Source organism: Paenibacillus sp. 203, from assembly GCF_037027525.1.
Lineage (GTDB): Bacteria > Bacillota > Bacilli > Paenibacillales > Paenibacillaceae > Paenibacillus > Paenibacillus polymyxa_B.
Window position 1 is genome coordinate 179446 of sequence record NZ_JAXCHD010000007.1, and the last position, 17567, is coordinate 197012.

General features: G+C 45.8%; 16 protein-coding genes. 10 read left to right on the plus strand and 6 right to left on the minus strand.

The window, feature by feature from the left end:
• From WA407_RS17700 to WA407_RS17710, 3 genes are all read left to right on the plus strand, one after another.
• A complete protein-coding gene (locus WA407_RS17700) occupies positions 1-1434 on the plus strand; it encodes a glutathionylspermidine synthase family protein (RefSeq protein WP_254328978.1) in 1434 nt (477 codons plus the stop codon).
• 95 nt (positions 1435-1529) lie between these two features.
• Positions 1530-1943 carry a DUF350 domain-containing protein gene (locus tag WA407_RS17705; RefSeq protein ID WP_069290986.1) on the plus strand — a complete coding sequence of 138 codons (414 nt, stop codon included), beginning with the start codon at positions 1530-1532 and terminating at the stop codon, positions 1941-1943.
• Positions 1944-2169: 226 nt separating this feature from the next.
• The gene (locus WA407_RS17710) at positions 2170-3246 is read left to right on the plus strand and encodes a Gfo/Idh/MocA family protein (RefSeq protein WP_336077915.1); all 1077 of its coding nucleotides are present in this window, start codon (positions 2170-2172) and stop codon (positions 3244-3246) included.
• Positions 3247-3411: 165 nt separating this feature from the next.
• On the opposite strand, the gene WA407_RS17715 is transcribed toward WA407_RS17710, so the two are convergent.
• The gene (locus tag WA407_RS17715; RefSeq protein WP_336077916.1) at positions 3412-3912 is read right to left on the minus strand and encodes an NAD(+) diphosphatase; all 501 of its coding nucleotides are present in this window, start codon (positions 3910-3912) and stop codon (positions 3412-3414) included.
• A gap of 135 nt (positions 3913-4047) precedes the next feature.
• Positions 4048-5517, minus strand: a complete 1470-nt coding sequence (locus WA407_RS17720; RefSeq protein ID WP_336077917.1) for an MFS transporter — start codon at positions 5515-5517, stop codon at positions 4048-4050.
• A 164-nt stretch (positions 5518-5681) separates the two neighbouring features.
• Between WA407_RS17720 and WA407_RS17725 the strand changes: the two genes are divergently transcribed.
• Positions 5682-6104 (plus strand): MarR family winged helix-turn-helix transcriptional regulator, encoded by a 423-nt coding sequence (locus WA407_RS17725; RefSeq protein ID WP_061829988.1) that lies wholly within the window; start codon positions 5682-5684, stop codon positions 6102-6104.
• Positions 6105-6205: 101 nt separating this feature from the next.
• Here the strand turns inward: WA407_RS17725 and WA407_RS17730 are convergent, their stop codons facing one another.
• Positions 6206-6784, minus strand: coding sequence for a TetR/AcrR family transcriptional regulator (locus WA407_RS17730; RefSeq protein WP_336077918.1), 579 nt, complete (start codon positions 6782-6784; stop codon positions 6206-6208).
• A gap of 188 nt (positions 6785-6972) precedes the next feature.
• Here WA407_RS17730 and WA407_RS17735 point away from each other — a divergent pair, with 188 nt between their 5' ends.
• Positions 6973-8196, plus strand: coding sequence for an MFS transporter (locus WA407_RS17735; protein WP_250267334.1), 1224 nt, complete (start codon positions 6973-6975; stop codon positions 8194-8196).
• 17 nt (positions 8197-8213) lie between these two features.
• Here WA407_RS17735 and WA407_RS17740 read toward each other — a convergent pair whose 3' ends face one another.
• A complete protein-coding gene (locus WA407_RS17740) occupies positions 8214-8453 on the minus strand; it encodes a DUF3995 domain-containing protein (RefSeq protein ID WP_336077986.1) in 240 nt (79 codons plus the stop codon).
• A gap of 479 nt (positions 8454-8932) precedes the next feature.
• Between WA407_RS17740 and thrS the strand changes: the two genes are divergently transcribed.
• Positions 8933-10846 carry a threonine--tRNA ligase gene (thrS, locus tag WA407_RS17745; RefSeq protein ID WP_336077920.1) on the plus strand — a complete coding sequence of 638 codons (1914 nt, stop codon included), beginning with the start codon at positions 8933-8935 and terminating at the stop codon, positions 10844-10846.
• A 157-nt stretch (positions 10847-11003) separates the two neighbouring features.
• Here the strand turns inward: thrS and WA407_RS17750 are convergent, their stop codons facing one another.
• The gene (locus WA407_RS17750; RefSeq protein ID WP_336077921.1) at positions 11004-11804 is read right to left on the minus strand and encodes a GTP pyrophosphokinase; all 801 of its coding nucleotides are present in this window, start codon (positions 11802-11804) and stop codon (positions 11004-11006) included.
• Between the two features lie 276 nt (positions 11805-12080).
• On the opposite strand from WA407_RS17750, the gene WA407_RS17755 reads away from it, so the two are divergent.
• The 3 genes from WA407_RS17755 to WA407_RS17765 are packed head-to-tail and all read left to right on the plus strand — an operon-like array spanning position 12081 to position 14225.
• Positions 12081-12542 carry an S-ribosylhomocysteine lyase gene (locus WA407_RS17755; RefSeq protein WP_029515967.1) on the plus strand — a complete coding sequence of 154 codons (462 nt, stop codon included), beginning with the start codon at positions 12081-12083 and terminating at the stop codon, positions 12540-12542.
• Between the two features lie 5 nt (positions 12543-12547).
• Positions 12548-13318: an SDR family NAD(P)-dependent oxidoreductase gene (locus WA407_RS17760; RefSeq protein WP_336077922.1), complete on the plus strand. Its 771-nt coding sequence runs from the start codon at positions 12548-12550 to the stop codon at positions 13316-13318.
• Positions 13319-13343: 25 nt separating this feature from the next.
• Positions 13344-14225 carry a MetQ/NlpA family ABC transporter substrate-binding protein gene (locus WA407_RS17765; RefSeq protein WP_013308586.1) on the plus strand — a complete coding sequence of 294 codons (882 nt, stop codon included), beginning with the start codon at positions 13344-13346 and terminating at the stop codon, positions 14223-14225.
• A 44-nt stretch (positions 14226-14269) separates the two neighbouring features.
• On the opposite strand, the gene WA407_RS17770 is transcribed toward WA407_RS17765, so the two are convergent.
• Positions 14270-15109, minus strand: coding sequence for an AraC family transcriptional regulator (locus WA407_RS17770; RefSeq protein WP_336077923.1), 840 nt, complete (start codon positions 15107-15109; stop codon positions 14270-14272).
• A gap of 238 nt (positions 15110-15347) precedes the next feature.
• Here WA407_RS17770 and WA407_RS17775 point away from each other — a divergent pair, with 238 nt between their 5' ends.
• Positions 15348-17531 (plus strand): alpha-galactosidase, encoded by a 2184-nt coding sequence (locus WA407_RS17775; RefSeq protein ID WP_336077924.1) that lies wholly within the window; start codon positions 15348-15350, stop codon positions 17529-17531.
• Positions 17532-17567: the final 36 nt, after the last annotated feature.

Sequence of the window (17567 nt, forward strand, 5' to 3'; positions counted from 1 at the left end):
ATGAGCATGCGTACGATTCGGCAATTGCCTTATGAACATGATGAGCTTTTTAAGGGTGAAATCAGCCGTATCATCCCGTATCACCGCATGTATGGCAAATCCTATTGCGTGCCGGCCTTAACGGTATATCGGGAAAGCGAGCTGGCAGAGCTTCAGGCTGCTTCTGAGGCGGTACATCGTATTTATCGCAAGGTTCAGCAATTCGTTCAGCGCTATATGCCGGATGAATACCTGGTGGAACGGTTGGGGATTCATCCGGGCTTGCTGCGTGCTGCACGTATGGAGGCCGAGCCGGATGGGATAACCCGCCAGGACTGGATTGTGGGGGAAGCGGGTATCAAGTGCATTGAGAATAACACCGATACCCCAACCGGGATTCCCGAGGTGGCTTATCTCGAAGGAAAGCTGCTGGAGGTGCTGAGTAAGGGAGGAATGTCGGAGGATGACAATGCACTACATGGACCCTCAACTGGAATGGACGAGGCGATTCAGTCTGCCTTGACGGAGCTCATTCATTTTTATAGCCGCAAGGGATTAGGGACAAAGGTGTATTTTGCTTGCTATGACTGGCACATCGAGGATCAGACCAACACCAAATATATTATGCATTTATGTGAACAAGCCGGATTCGAAGTCGTTTATGCTCCCTTGGAAGAACTGGAGATTATCCCGAATGAAGGATTGTATCACCGGGGAGAGCAGATCCACATTCTCTATCGCCTGTATCCGCTGGAATATCTAATTGATGACCGGGAAGAGAATACGGGGCTTGAGGTGGGGCAGGCACTAATGGATATGGTGGCAGACGGGAAAATAGGATTAATCAACCCGCCACAGCATATCATTACCCAGAGCAAAGGGTTCACCGCAACCGTGTGGTCACTGTATGAGCGCAATGAGCAAACACCAGAGTTCTGTGGCTTTCGTTTGTTTGACGATCGCGAGCTGGAGGTGATACGAACCTACCTGCTGCCTACGTATTTTGAGCCCTCGGTGTTTATGCAAAATAAAGAGCCTTATGTGGCCAAAGGTATATGGGGACGGGAGGGTAAAGGGACGCACTTGATTGAACATCCTCAATCCGAGGAGATGCTGAAAGGCGCCTTGGGAGAGGTTGAACCTGCGGAGATTGACAACCCTGATCTGCTTCACCAAGCTGACGCTCCACGAACGCCTGAGCAGGAGGAAGCCGCACATATTGCCGCTTATTACGAGGGACAGCCTAAGATTTATCAGCGGCTGTGGCCGATGCAGAGTGCAGAGGTACAGACCGACGAAGGACTATTCCACGGCTATGTGCTGACAGGCATATTCGTGATTGGAGGGCGTTTTGCGGGTGTCCTGCCGCGAATCGGTGAAAAGGTAACAGGTGATATGGCCTACTATTGCGCCGCCGCCGTTGCCACCGCACCTCCTAATCCGCAAATTATATAAGCTGAATTAAAAAATGTACAATATTCGAACATATCTGTTCATTTTCACAAGTGAGGATTTGGCAAAATCCTGAAGTATCATAAGGAGGAAGAAAATTGGACTCTTATATCAGTTTGGGGAACGCATTGGGCAATGTAGGTGTCGGCCTGCTTATCCTATTTGCTATCTTAATCGTAGGTTATTTTGTGTTCAGTTTGCTGACACGTTATAACGATAATCAAGAAATCGCACGCGGCAATGAGGCGGCAGGCATCTATATGGGTGCAAAGCTGCTAGGTCTGTGTATTATCGTGGGGATGGTGTCGTACAGCAGTCATTCATGGCTCGAAATGCTGACATGGTCGGCCGTAGGCATTGTAGTATTGTGTTTGGTCTATGTGATTTTTGATCTGGTGACGCCGCGTACCAAGGTGTGCGAGGAAATTGCCAAAGGCAATGTGGCTCTGGCACAGCTGCTGCGCTCGATCATCGTCGGAGTGTCTTTTGTCGTAGGTACATTTTTGATGTAGTCGATATAGAGAAGGAATATCAAGGATCTGCAATACCGGATAACGGAGCTGCAGATCCTTTTTTTGTGGAACATTGCATTCACTGCCCGGCATCAGACTGTTGAATTGAAGGTTGCAACGATCACTTCCTGTGGGACTATTCTATAAAGCAACGGGTGATACTGCATAGCAAAAGGAATTTGCTACAGAGTTCAAACCAAATAGAAGAGAAGGGAATTCTGAACATATGAGTACCTCCACCTCCCCAACCAAACAAATTCGGATGGGTATCATTGGCCTGGGTCTTATCGCTGAATATCACATAAGATCACTGCACAGCATCTCGGGGGTATCTATTGTGGCCGTTAGTGATGTGAATCCCAATCGCCTTCAAGCCATCGGAGAACAATTGCAACTGCCTGCTTCCAAGCGGTACTCCCATTATGAAGCATTAATCCGTGACCCAGAGGTAGATGCGATTCTGTCGCTGACACCCAATGATGTGCATTTTGACATTATTCGTATTGCGCTGGAAGAACACAAAGCTGTACTGGCAGAAAAACCATTGACTCTCACATGGGAAGAAGCGGATCAGTTGAAAAAGCTATATACAGCGAATCCGGTACCTTTGCTGGTTCACTATAAGCATCGCTATGGCGCGGCCTTCCAATATACCAAGCAACTGCTGGATGAGCAAAAGCTGGGCAAAATCTATAACATTCAATTTCGTTATCTAATGGATGCATTTGCGCCGTATCGTCAGCATCCGTATACATGGCGTCACAATTTAGCCAAGGCTGGTTCTGGAGTAGTGGGAGATACAGCCTCACATATCATTGATCTGGCCCGTTTTTTGGTGGGTGAATTTAAAAGTGTCGCAGCACTGCTACATACCATTACACCCGAGCGGTTCGATCCGATCACGGGTCTGCCTGTAAAAGTGGATGTGGAAGATCTCGCTGCCTTTCATGGCATCGTAGGCGACAATACCGTGGGAACCTTTATCACTCATAAAAATGCCATAGGCATACGGCACGATATCGAAATCGATATCTATGGAGAACTTGGTACGCTGCACGCCAGCCTCAATAACCCGGAAAGTATCCGCATTGTGCTGCGTGACCTGGAACACCCGGGTGCCGAATACGAGAGTTGGGCTGTCCCTGCAATCTATAATCATACGGCCTATGAAGATTTTGTTGAGCTGGCAAGGGGAAAGTCTGTGGATCGTGCTCCCTTATTCGAGGACGGCTACAAAAACCAGTGGGTACTTGAAAAAATACTGCAATCCTGGAAAGAAAATGGACGTTTAGTAGAAATGTAGGGATGTGAGGGGAGTCGCTGAAATTCCAGCAATGACAAAAAGTATAAACATGCTGTGACCGCAAGAGGGTTCCTTGGAAAGAGCAGCCATCTTGCGGTTTAGCAATTCAATATATCTGTAAAGACATCTTTTTCATCATTTTCGCATCGCCACGCTTATATCACTTCAAATCAATCCTGCCTCAATCTTTTCAATAATGGTCAGCAAGAAGGATTCAGCTAAGCTGTTTTTCAAAATAGCTTGCTTGGCTTCCTCCAGTGTAAACCAACGTGCTTGATCTACCTCCGTACTAAGAACATCTAACTGATCGTCATTCACAATGGACACAAAATTCAGCATCAGTGTATTGCTTCGTTCAAAATACTCGCTGCGCATATATTGATACTCATCGACTTGTAATCCTACTTCTTCCTTCACTTCACGCACCAATGTCTGCTCGGCGGATTCCCCCTTGTTCACATAACCTGCCAATAAAATGAAACCCTGAATATTGTACTGCTGTATGAGCAGCACCTTATCTCTCTGAATATTCAATACAGCGGTACTGATCGCAGTGCTGAATATCGGGAAACGAAAGACCTGGCATGTATGACAAAAAGGGATAGGGCCTTCGCCTTCACACTCCTTCACCATCAATTTTGTCCCGCATTCATAGCAATATTTCATGTAAGCTCCACCCTTGTATCCCATTTTTAAAATTGTAAATGTTGCTTTTAATGCCGTGTTTGTAATGCAATACTCATCATCTTAATTCTACGATCATTGTTCTGTCTACGGACGCTTTATTTCTTCGCTTGGTCTTTATCCCTTTTCTTGCTGCGTTCTTGCCCGCCTAGCCTCGATCAGCCGCCAGCCTGTTAACAATGCCGCCACAAGACAGATGGACGCGGACGTCATAAAGACTACATGCATGCCTGCCAGAAAAATTTCTGGATGACCCGAGACCAAGCCGGTGACCCGATAACCAGCCTCTTTACTCATAATATAAAAGAGGATCGATGTGGCCAAAGTGATCCCCACAACCATACCGACGTTGCGAACCAGCGAATTGACACTCCCGGCTGAGCCGAGCTGTGTGCGGGGTACTGTAGACATAATCAGCGAGTTGTTCGGCGATTGGAATAAACCACTGCCAATGCCCAGCATGGCAATCCACAGACCCACGAGCGGGATAGAGCTGCCTGCATGCAATTGGGCCAATCCAATTTGGGCAATAACCATAACGACCAGCCCGGCGAATGTAAGCAGTTCAGATCCGATTTTATCGGAAAGCGCACCGCTGAGAGGGGCCACAATAACCATCGAGATGGGGAGCAGCATCAGCAGGAACCCGGCATGAAAAGGCGACAAGTTCAGCATATTCTGCGCATAAAAGGGCGAAATGATGTTAAAGCAAAAATTAGCGACGAACACCAGAAAAGCACACAAAATACTGAGCGAAAATAACGGATTTTTGAATAGCGCGAGCTGTAAGAGCGGCCCAGGACGACGAAGTTCCAACCTAATGAACATGGCAAAAGCAACTACAGCCACCACCAGCGAAGCAACGATACGTTTGTCGCCATACCCGACCTGCTGTCCCAGCAACAATCCGACGAACAAAGTGAGAATAAAAATAGCAAATACCAAGCTACCGGGAACGTCAATTTTATCTTTCACCTTGATCAAATCCTTCGGCAGAAGCTTCCAGCCAAGAAAGACAGCGACCAGCCCTACCGGTACATTGACCCAGAAAATGTACTGCCAGCCCAGCGACGAGACAATAATACCGCCCAAGCTTGGCCCGGCGATACTGCCCAGAGAAACGAAGGTTCCAATGAGGCCAAGTGCTTTGCCCCGTTCATTGGACGGGAAGATATCTGTCACGATCCCCTGGCTGTTCGCCATGGTCATGGACGCTCCAAATGCTTGAATAATACGGGAAATCAGCAGCATAGAAAGCGAAGAGCTAAGACCGCACATTAGGGAGCCAAGAATGAATACGATTGTACCGATTTTGAATATTTTGATTTTACCGACGATATCTCCAAGCTTGCCAAAAAATAAGATAGCGGTACATATCGCCATTAAATAGGCGGTTGTCACCCATTCAATCTGTGCCACGGGTAAATGTAACGTGCGAGACAACACAGGAAGAGCGATATTGACGATGCTTCCATCCAATGTGGACATAAATGTAAACAGATTCAAAACAATTAAAATCAGCCAACGTTTCTTCTGGACTTCGATATTCTCTTGATAGGTTGTAGCCGTTGTAGCAGTTGAACTCATCATTACACCTCGTTATCGTTAACAATTTCTATTTAGTTGCACGCGCAACTAAATGAACGGTTCTAGTGTACAGCAAATTAGTTGCGTGCGCAACAATATTGTTGTAAACTTTGCTTTGGTCCCAACTGGGGATTTGTCATTTTCAAGCCAATGAGGTGTATTTGATGAGAAAAAAACCGATTGGAAAGCTAATTTCCCACTTGTACCGTCGAAATCAAAAAATACTGTCCAAAAAACTGGGCCCTTACGGAATCGGCAGTGGAGGACAACACAGCTTTTTAAAGCTCATTTTGCAGCGACCGGGCATTACACAAGAGCAGTTGACGAATGAACTTAAATTTGACAAGGCAACCACGGCACGCTCTGTGAAACAATTGGAGGAATCAGGCTATATTGAACGGAAAACGGACCCAAATGACCGCCGTTCCTATCTTGTATCTCCCACGGCCAAGGCGTTAGAGTTTGCCCCTGTCTTGCAAGGAATATTGGACGAGCTCAATGTCAGCCTTGTCCATAAACTATCCGAAGAGGAAGAGGATCTTCTTATCGACTTACTGCAAAAGATTAGTATAGACCCTGACGAATAAACAAATAAACAAATAAGGAGTTAGCCAGAGGATCGTGGCAGGTAAAAGAAAAAGCAGCCCTCACAGAGGATACTCTGTGAGAACTGCTTGATACCACTTATTCAGTCCACGCCAATTCCTTTGAACGCATTCATGACTAATTGTCGCACATAGGAATCGTCTAATGGATAACCAGTTACCAGCAATCGATAAAAAACGGGCCCATAAATGAGATCGATACATAATTCAATATCGAGATTATCCTTCAATTCTCCGCGCTCTATTCCGCGCTCAATAAGAAGCCTGGCCTCAAGTCGCCGAGGGTGGAAATATCGGGTCCGGTATGCCTCTGACAATCCTGAATCAAGTTGCCCTTCGCCTATTAACTCCGTAATGATTTTACCCTCTCGGCTTATTAAGAACCGCACTAAATTCGTGGCATGAATGAGAATGTCATTTAATACACAACCCGTGTCGGGCACGGGCAATCTTGCTATGGTGGCTGACAGAAAACCATCCATTACTACTGCAGCTTTGTTAGGCCACCATTTATAAATGGTGGCTTTGCTCACTTTTGCTCGCTCAGCAATTTTTTCTACCGTAACCGCCCCAAAGCCTTGCTCCAACAGTAGATCATAGGAAGCGTTAAGGATAGATTTTTGCGTCTCGACATTACGTGGACGTCCTCTTTTGCTCTGCACTGGAATGCTCACCTTCTTAACAGATATAAGTAAACGCGAAAAATAAACTATACGTTCAGTATATCAAATATTATGTGAAATAAAAAAGTTGATTTTGCCTATTTACAAAACGAAACGTTCAGTATATTATTTGATTATCGAATTAGTGAACTATACGTTTAGTATTTAAATTAATGAGGAGGATTATTATGCAAAGAGAACAACAAGCCTTAAAAAGTAACCGTATCTCAAATTGGATGATGTTTTTGTTGGCAGCCGCATGCGGCCTTATTGTTGCCAACCTGTACTATGCTCAAACCCTTGTAGGACCTATTCACGTTGCTATGGGTCTTTCTTCTACAGCAGCGGGCTTCATTGTCACCTTAACTCAAATCGGTTATGTGGTGGGTTTGCTATTTATCGTACCGCTCAGCGACATTATTGAAAATCGACGGCTCATGGTCATATCGCTAATTATCACAGTCTGTGCATTGGTTGTTGCCGCTTTTGCCACCAATGCCCCGTTGTTCCTGACCGCATCCTTATTCATTGGAATTGGATCTGTGGTAGCCCAGATACTGGTGCCGTACGCCACCTATTTAGCATCCGAAGAGCAGCGCGGCCGCGTTGTTGGGAATGTCATGAGCGGACTCTTGCTAGGCATTATGTTCGCACGGCCAGTAGCAAGCTTTATCACCAGCATCTGGGGATGGCAAGCCGTATTTATTTTGTCAGCCATTGTCTTGACGCTGTTGACGATTCTGCTCTCACGAGCTCTTCCAGAGCGCAAGCCTGTGCCTACGGTATCTTACAGTAAATTAATTTTCTCGCTAGGCACTCTTTTAAAACAAACGCCTGCACTGCGCCGTCGTGCCCTGTATCAAGCCTGCCTATTTGGTGCCTTCAGCCTATTTTGGACTGTTGTTCCTCTACGTTTGGCGGATGATTTCGGAATGTCTCAACAAGGGATTGCATTGTTTGCTTTAGTAGGCGTAGGCGGTGCAGTAGCTGCCCCGATTGCCGGGAGATTGGCTGATAAAGGTTGGAGCAAAGGTTTAACCGGGTTAGCTATGATCATTGCAGCCTTGTCTTTTTTGCTCATTTATCTTTTTCAAAGTCATTCGACGGTTGCACTCGTACTTCTCTTTATTTCAGCGATTACACTGGATATGGCTGTATCGGGAAATCTTGTACTTGGACAGCGTGTGATTTACTCCTTGGGGAGTGAGGCGAGGGGGCGTCTGAACGGATTATTCATGTCGATTTTTTTCATAGGCGGAGCGATTGGATCATCATTAGGTGGTTGGTCGTATGCGTTAGGAGGTTGGAATTTTAGTTCTCTGATTGGAGTCGTCCTGCCTGTGCTGGCTTTGCTGTACTTTTTCACTGAGAAAGAAACGAGTGGAGACGTGCGAAAGAAACAAACCACCTGATAGAGGTCGGCTTTAAGCTATACCGTACGCAAAAACATAATCATTAAAATGGCTGTTCCCAAGAGAAAACAAAGGGGCGAGTAGAGCACAGTGTCCCACTTTGCAAAAACAGTTCCTTTTTTTCTCTTAAAGAACCCTACCCATTTGAAATCTCCTATAGAACGTAAAATAAATACGCACGACAACAAGCCTACACCGTAGGAATGAAAGGTACTGAAAAACGGCTCAAAGAGCAAAGCCGTTCCTGTGCTTGGGATCGCTGCCTTTGCACCTTTTTGTCCGCCGAATACCCAATAGGAGGCATGAAATTACATAAACGCCCACTTGAAATACCTGCGAATTTGATCTATAATGCTGTAGCATATAGTGATATTCAAGGCATTGACCAAAGACATGATTTCCTTGAAGGGCCGTTCAGAGAGAAAAGACGAGGCTGAGAGCTTTTCCGGCAACCGCATGTGAAGTTACCCCTTTGTAGCCGTGACGTTGAACATGTAGCTGTGCAATCTGGCAGTAACATCAGTAAGCGCCTACCGCTTTATCCCCGTTAACGGATACCAATGGAGGGTCACGCATGTCGTGCATGAGCATGTTCCGATGAACATAAATGTACGCACAGGAGCGGGCCGAACTAGGGTGGAACCACGAGCTGAACGCACTCGTCCCTTGAGGGAGAGAGGCGTTTTTTTGCGTTCAATTTTGATATAGAACACAATTTGAAATGGAGGCTTTAATCGTGAGTATTCAAGTGAAATTGCCAGATGGAGCCGTACGCGAGTACGAGCAGGGCGTAACAATTGCCGACGTGGCGGGTTCGATCAGCTCCGGGCTGAAAAAGAACGCCGTAGCAGGTAAAGTGAACGGGAAGGCTGTAGATCTGAACACCGTTTTGGATCAGAACGTTGACCTTGAAATCATTACGCTGGACGGTGCAGACGGTCTGGAAATTTATCGCCACAGTACAGCGCATTTGCTCGCTCAGGCGCTCAAACGCATTTACGGTGAGAAAAACGTGAAACTGGGTATCGGTCCGGTCATCGACAGCGGCTTCTACTATGACATTGATATCGAAAACCCATTGTCTGTTGACGACTTGGCCAAAATCGAGAAGGAAATGACGAAGATCGCACAGGAAAATCTGCCGATTACACGTCGTGTGGTCAGCCGTGAGGAAGCCACTCGTATTTTTGGAGAGTTGGAAGATCCACTGAAGCTGGAACTGATTCGTGATTTGCCGGAAGAAGCGGAAATTACAATCTATGATCAAGGCGAATTTTTTGACCTGTGTCGTGGCCCGCATTTGCCATCAACTGGCCGCATCAAAGCTTTTAAACTGTTGAGTGTAGCGGGCGCATACTGGAGAGGCGATTCCAACAATAAGATGCTGCAACGTATCTACGGAACAGCATTCCCGAAAAAAGCACAACTAGATGAGCACCTGCATTTGCTGGAGGAAGCGAAAAAACGCGACCATCGCAAGCTGGGTAAAGAGCTGGAACTGTTCATGTTCTCCGAAGAAGCACCGGGCATGCCGTTCTACCTGCCTAAAGGTATGGTTGTCCGCACTGCATTGGAAGATTACTCCCGTGACATTCAACGTCTGCATGGCTATGAGGAAGTACGTACACCGCTGATGATGAACAACCGTCTGTGGGAACAATCGGGACACTATGAGCATTACAAGGAAAACATGTACTTCTCCGAAGTGGATGAAACTACATTTGCTCTGAAACCGATGAACTGCCCAGGGCATATGCTTGTGTTTAAAAATGAGCTTCACTCTTACCGCGATCTGCCAATTCGTATAGCCGAATTTGGACAAGTGCATCGCCATGAGCTGTCCGGCGCGTTGAACGGTATGATGCGTGTTCGTACATTCTGTCAGGATGATGCGCATATTTTCGTCACACCAGGTCAGATTGAACAAGAAATTACAGACGTAATTAAGCTGATTAACGAAATGTATAGTGTGTTTGGCTTTGACTTCACAGTGGAATTGTCCACACGTCCAGATGACTTTATGGGCGAGCCAGCACTGTGGGATCAAGCGGAACAAGCTCTGCAAAACGTGCTGGATCACCTGGGCATCAACTACCGTATTAATGCGGGAGATGGAGCATTTTACGGTCCGAAAATTGACTTCCACATTCTCGATGCGCTCAAACGCAGCTGGCAGTGCGGAACGATCCAATTGGACTTCCAAATGCCTGAAAAATTCGACCTCACTTATGTGGGCGAGGACAACCAGAAGCACCGTCCAGTCGTTATTCACCGTGCCATCTATGGTTCGATTGACCGCTTCATGGGCATCCTGACTGAGCATTTTACAGGTGCATTCCCATTGTGGTTGGCTCCTGTTCATGCGAAGCTGTTGCCAGTATCCGAGAACTATATCGAGACTGCCAATGAGATACAGGATACGTTGCTGAAAGCAGGTCTGCGCGTCGAAGTGGATACTCGCAATGAGAAGCTTGGTTATAAAATCCGCGAGGCGCAATTGGAGAAGGTTCCATATATGTTCGTTATCGGGGAAAATGAAAAAACAACCGGTACTGTAGCGGTTCGTAAACGCGGCGAAGGCGATCTGGGATCACTCAGCATTGCGGATATCGTTGAGAAAATCAGCACAGAGATTCGCGAGAAACAGTAATATTTGATCGGAAAATGTGTAAAAGAGCCATCAAAACCATGATGAACGTGGTTTTGATGGCTCTTTTTTGTACCCAATACATAAGAGTCCAGCGTAAGACTGAACCATAGTTTTTGCAGCCTCAACTGAATTCTTGAATTATCTTATACACAAATACTTAGCAGGTTTGTGACCGTGAAGGGGCGTGATCTGCAGGGAGGGAGAGTGTCTTCAAGGACGTCTCTTCGGATTGTTTGGCCGGGGATTCTTCCGCATCCTGTTCCTCGCTAAGCGATAAAATTTCGCCGCGCAACTTCAGCATTTTCTGATCCAGTTCGTAGGTTGCACGTGCAGCTTCGGTCAATCCATTAACGACATGTTCAGGCACTTTCTTATCGAACTTATAGTACAAAATATGCTCCATACTGGCCCAGAAATCCATAGCCAATGTACGCAATTGAATTTCAACCTTGATCCAGCGTGTGCCTTCAAACAGGATCAGCGGAATTTCCACAATGACATGCAGGCTCTGGTAGCCGTTGGGCTTAGGATGGGCTATATAGTCCTTGACCTCCAGAATACGAATGTCTTCCCGTGTGTGAAGATGATCCATCAGACGATAAATATCTTTCACAAAAGCGCATACCACGCGCATTCCAGCGATATCATGAATTTCACGCAATATATTGTCCAAGGTCACTTCATGCCCTTTGCGCCGAACCTTTTCCACGATGCTGTGGGGCTCTTTGATCCGGGTTTTAATATGCTCAATCGGGCTAAAACCGTCTAACAGCTTCCATTCCGTCTGAATCAGCTTAATTTTATTCTTTAATTCCTCCAGAGCCAGCTGATAAAGGACGGGAATCTTTCTCCACTCCTCTAGTTGCTTGGCGTCGACACTGTTTTGATCCAGCTGTAGCTGAAATTCCTGCAAGGGTAATGGGACAGCATTCAGGTGCTTCCAATCCGGTTCATTCACAGAGCATTCTCCTAAATGAGGCTTATGATGTCCTCGATCTTTTTCGTAAAAATGCATTATCGTATACATTGTACACTATGTCAAAACCTACAGGCAAAGGAGAGACGATCAAAGAAAAAAGAAATACGACAAGAATTATAGTGGTAAAACCGAGTAATCCGATGTATAATTACAAAAATGCTGATTTGGAGCATTTAATTCTTTTGAAAAAATCACAAATGTAGAGTATCCATCATTAGATTAAAAATATAAATTACAGAAAAGAGGAAAAGAAAAATGGCAAAAGTAGAAAGTTTTCAATTAGATCACACGATTGTAAAGGCTCCTTATGTAAGAGCAGCGGGAGTAGAGCATGACGAAAAAGGAAGCACAGTACAGAAGTATGACTTGAGATTTTTGCAACCCAATGAAGATGCACTTCCTACAGCTGCTGTACATACGCTGGAGCACTTATTAGCAACGTACCTGAGAGATGAAATCAAAGGAATTATTGATATCTCTCCTATGGGATGCAGAACGGGGTTCTACTTGATTTTGTGGAATGAACACGAGCCTGAGGAAATTGCACTCGCTTTGGAAAAAACTTTGAAAAGAATTCTGGAAACGACAGAGGTTCCGGCTGTTACTGCTTTGGAATGCGGGAACTACAAGGACCACTCTCTTTTTTCCGCGCAGGAATATGTGAAGATTGTATTGGAAGCTGGTATTAGCCGCGATCCTTTCGAAAGAGTACTTTAAAATCTATGATTTCGATTGACCTATCTCATCAGACAGCGGTAGTGACAGGCGGCAAGTCAGGCATAGGCAAGGGAATTGTAGAGCTTTTCATTCAAAGCGGAGCTAAAGTGATTTCTGCTGATATTTCTTATGAAGAGCCGTATAGAGTGGTTAATCCACAGTTGGTTGAAACGCAATTGGACATATCGAAACCGGATGATATCGAAAGATGGTGCGATCTACTAATCAGCGAAACGGGAGTTCCTGACATATTGGTGAACTGCGCAGGTACTTCTACGATGGATTATGTCATTGATAGTGAGTTAGCTGATTGGGAGAAAGTATTTTCGATCAATTCAACTGGGCTGTATGTAGCGTCCAAACGGTTTGCCAAGGAAATGGTGGATGCGCGCAAACCAGGGCGAATTATCCAAATTGCTTCGCAGGCTGGAAAAAATGGATATCGGGCCATGGGCGGATATTGTGCATCCAAACATGCGGTTCTCGGCTTGACCAAAGTAATGGCCATTGAGCTTGCTCCGCATCAAATTTTGGTGAATGCGGTTTGTCCAGGCATTGTAGAAACGCCGATGAAGCATCGTGAACGGATTGAAGGGGGCATCATTCGAGGAATGACCGCTCAAGAAATATACGAAGAAGATTGTTCACAGGTACCTTTGGGGAGAACAGCCGAGGTGGAGGATGTCGCCAATGTGGTGCTGTTTCTGGCCAGTCCGCTCTCTGCATATATGACAGGACAAGCGATTAATGTTACAGGTGGAATGACGATGCACTAGCATACATGATCTGGGGGAAAACAACATGAAGAAATCGTTCGTTTTACTATTAGGGATTAGTTTATTATTGGTTGCCGCAGGATGCGGTAATAAAAGTTCAGACAGCAATGGCTCCAGCGCCGCTTCCGGTTCGGAAACGCAAAAAGTAGTCATCGGCTCCATGGGCTCTGATGCCCAGATCTGGAAGCATATTGCCCAGTCCCAGGCCGCCAAGGATGCCAAGCTGGACATTGAAGTGAAAGAAATTAACGGCGGAATCGAAACGAACAATGCGACCAAAGAAGGCGAAGTAGACGTGAATGCATTCCAATCGTGGGCGTACCTGGTTAGCTATAACAAAGAGAGCAAAGCCGATTTGAAGGCTATAGCCACAACGTACCTGGAGCCCATGGGGATTTATTCGCAAAAATTCAAAAGCATCGATGAAGTGACCGACGGGGCCCTGGTAGCTTTGGCAGATAACCCAGCCAATACGGCAAGAGGTTTAAAGTTATTGGAAGCATCCGGTTTGATTAAGCTTAAGGCTGACTTTAATGATGCCTTGGGTACAGTCAATGATATTACTAGCAATCCTAAAAACCTGAAATTTGAACTAATTGATGACAAAACAGGCCCACGAGTGATTCAAGATGTAGGCTTGGTACTAATTGGGAATACGATTGCTTTAGAAGGGGGGCTGAATGTACTGAAAGATTCCTTGTTCCATGAGGAGATCAGTCAGGCAACCAAAAATAATATTAACGTCCTGGTTACTTCATCTGATAAGGCGAATGACAAAGGGCTGCAAAAGTTAGCGGATCTCTATCATAACGAGGATACTCAAAAATACATTAAAGATGAATTTGGCGGCACCAAAGTAGAGGTTAAAGAGCCGGTTTCTTATTTGGAAGGACAAACTACAAAATAAACTCATGAGGTCAGCCAGTTTTTTGGGTTGACCTCTTTTGTTCGTTAGTAGTCGACTTGAGTTTGAGTATGGGTTTCGGTTCGATAATGTTTGGGGGAGAGTCCCTTTACCTTTTTAAAAATTTTCGAGAAGAGTAAAGGATCGTTATAGCCGACTGAACGGGAAATATCACCGATCGAAAGTTCAGCGTTTCCCATCATTTCACATGCTCTGTTGATCCTATAGTGAACCAAATAATCCTGAATACTTGTGTTCACTTGTTGTTTGAATAACGAACATAAATAGCTTCGATTGAGTCCGATAAAATTTGCAATGTGCTCAATGGTAATTTTCTGAGCATAATTCATTTCGATAAAATCCTTCACTTTTTCCACGTAAATTTCCGCCCGGCTTTCCTTTTGTTCGGGAGGTGTTACCGGACCGAATTCTATAAGCTCCGATATCATTAAGCAAAGCAGACCGGTCAGTCTGGTTTCCCGAGCTTTATGGCATTCACTTGATTCGTTCATTAGCTGCAAATACTGATAAATCAAATGGTCTCCTTCAAAGTTGAGGATTGGACGCGTCATCGTTAGACCTGCTTGCTTGAGGAGTGTTTCTGCCAGTGCCCCGTCAAATCCAAACCAGCAATAAGACCAAGGATTCACTACATCGGCTTGATAATAAGTAATGACCTGGGGGCAGATTAGAAACCACTGTCCTTTCCGCAAGTGATAACTGAACCCACCGACCTCGAAGGTACCTTCTCCGTCCAAAATATAATGAAGCAGATAGTGATCTCTTATCGCAGGTCCAAAAAAGTGACTCGGTATGCATTCCTCTATGCCAAACTGAGTTAGATACAATTCAGAATGCTGTTTACTACGCGGCAAATATTCTATCACGCTAAATCTCCTTATGTAAATTATCAAGCATTATAACATAAATAGCGAGCACCATGCCATGTACTTCATATCTAAAATTAATATATGATTTCTGTAGAACCTACTGCTATATTGTTGAATCTTATCAAGCTTTACACCATATGAACATAGTTGATGGCTGTTACAAAATGCTTCTTCTGAGTGTCTTTTTGGTGTGGAACTCCGATGATTATTATCTAAGAGAGGGGTTATTTTCCCAATGGGTATCATTGTTCAAGAGCAAACAGGGCTGTTTCATTTGCAGTCGTCGGGCATGAGTTATATTATTCAGATTGTGGATGGATTTCCTGTCCATGTATACTGGGGAGACAGGTTGAAGCACCGCGAACCCATGGCTGACCTATTGCTTCACACTCCCGCGAAGGCTGGATTGGATCGGTTGCCGCAAGAATATCCGCAGTATGGGAGCGGGGACTTCCGTAACCCGGCGTATCAAGTAGAGCTTGAGGATGGAACTCGCATCACGGAGTTAAAGTATATTGGCTACCGGATCACTAAGGGAAAGCCATCATTAACCGGGCTTCCGGCCGTATATACCGAAAATGAAGACGAAGCGGATACGCTGGAACTGGAGTTACAAGATGACTTTTCAGGCCTTAAAGTTGTTCTTCTTTATACCGTCTTCACGGATCGAAACGTAATCGCTCGTTCGGCTCGTTTGAGTAATGCGGGAGCCAAGAATCTTCGGCTTCTCCGTGCTCTAAGTGCCAGTGTCGATTTTTCAGGTAAAAGCGATGTAGAGTTCATGTATCTTTCGGGAGCATGGGCTCGGGAGGGGAATATTACCCGCAAACCGATTCTTCAAGGTGAAACCCGAATTGATAGTAAAAGGGGCATGAGCAGCCATCAACTCAACCCTTTTGCTGCATTGGTCACTGGGGGAACAACGGAAAGCTATGGTGAGGTATTCGGCTTTAGCCTCGTGTACAGCGGGGGCTTTGAGGCGGGAGCAGAAATAGATTCATTCGGCTCTACACGGTTTAGCATCGGCGTGAACTCCTTTGATTTTTCGTGGTTACTGAGCCCAGGGGAGAGCTTCCAAACGCCAGAAGCCGTTATGGTTTACTCTGGTCAAGGGCTGGGAGAAATGTCGCGTACATATCATCGCTTGTATCGGACTCGTCTTTGCCGAGGGAAATATCGGGATGAAGAACGCCCTATTCTGGTCAATAACTGGGAAGCTACCTATTTTGACTTCAATGCAGATAAGCTGGTATCGATAGCGAAGGAGGGGGCAGAGCTAGGCATCGAACTTTTTGTCTTGGATGATGGTTGGTTCGGAAAACGGGATTCCGACAATTCGTCTCTCGGTGATTGGTACGAGGATCGTCGGAAGCTGCCAGACGGACTTGCCGATGTCGCGAAACGCATCAATCAATTGGGGCTTAAATTTGGACTCTGGTTTGAGCCGGAGATGATCTCCCCAGACAGTGAGTTGTACCGGAAGCATCCAGATTGGTGCCTTCACGTTCCAGGACGGCGACGCAGTGAAGCCAGATGGCAGTTGGTGCTGGACTATACTCGCAAGGAAGTACGCGATTACATCTACGATTCGCTGGCTGCCATTTTCTCCAGCGCCCCAGTTTCTTACGTGAAATGGGATATGAATCGCTGCCTGACGGAAATCGGTTCCGCAGCTCTGCCGCCGGAGCGCCAATCTGAGACTGCCCATCGCTATGTTCTTGGATTGTATGAGCTGCTGGAGCGCGTCACCACCGAATTTCCGCATATTCTTTTCGAGAGCTGTTCAAGTGGCGGAGGACGTTTTGATCCAGGCATGCTTTACTACATGCCTCAAGTCTGGACTAGTGATAATACCGATGCGGTGGAACGTCTGAAGATTCAATATGGAACTAGCCTTGTCTATCCTGTAAGCGCAACCGGAGCGCATGTGTCGGCAGTTCCGAACCATCAAGTTGGACGCATAACACCCCTTGATTTTCGAGGTGATGTGGCCATGTCAGGAAATTTTGGATATGAGCTTGATCTCACGAAATTTACCGATGAGGAAAAAGAGACGGTCAAACGCCAAATCGCAGTATACAAGCAGATACGTGGCTTAGTACAGAAAGGTGACTTGTATCGCTTAAAGAGCCCGTTTGAAGATAACGAATCGGCTTGGATGTTTGTTTCTGAAGACCAAGAGGATGCCATCGTCTACTATTTCCAAGTGATGGCTGTCCCGAACGCGCCTTGGCGAGCCCTGCGCCTTGACGGACTAAATCCAGAGCTCGAATATGAAGTTAAGTCAGGAAATAGCGGGCAAAAGTCTATCCATGGGGGGGATCGGCTTATGAAGTTGGGCCTCCCTCTTCTCTACAGACAGAAAGACTATGAAAGTGGATGGTTCAGGCTTCGGGCAATAAAGCCTGGTAAGGCTTAAGGATCAGTACAACAGTATAATTGCCGAAAGAGAAAA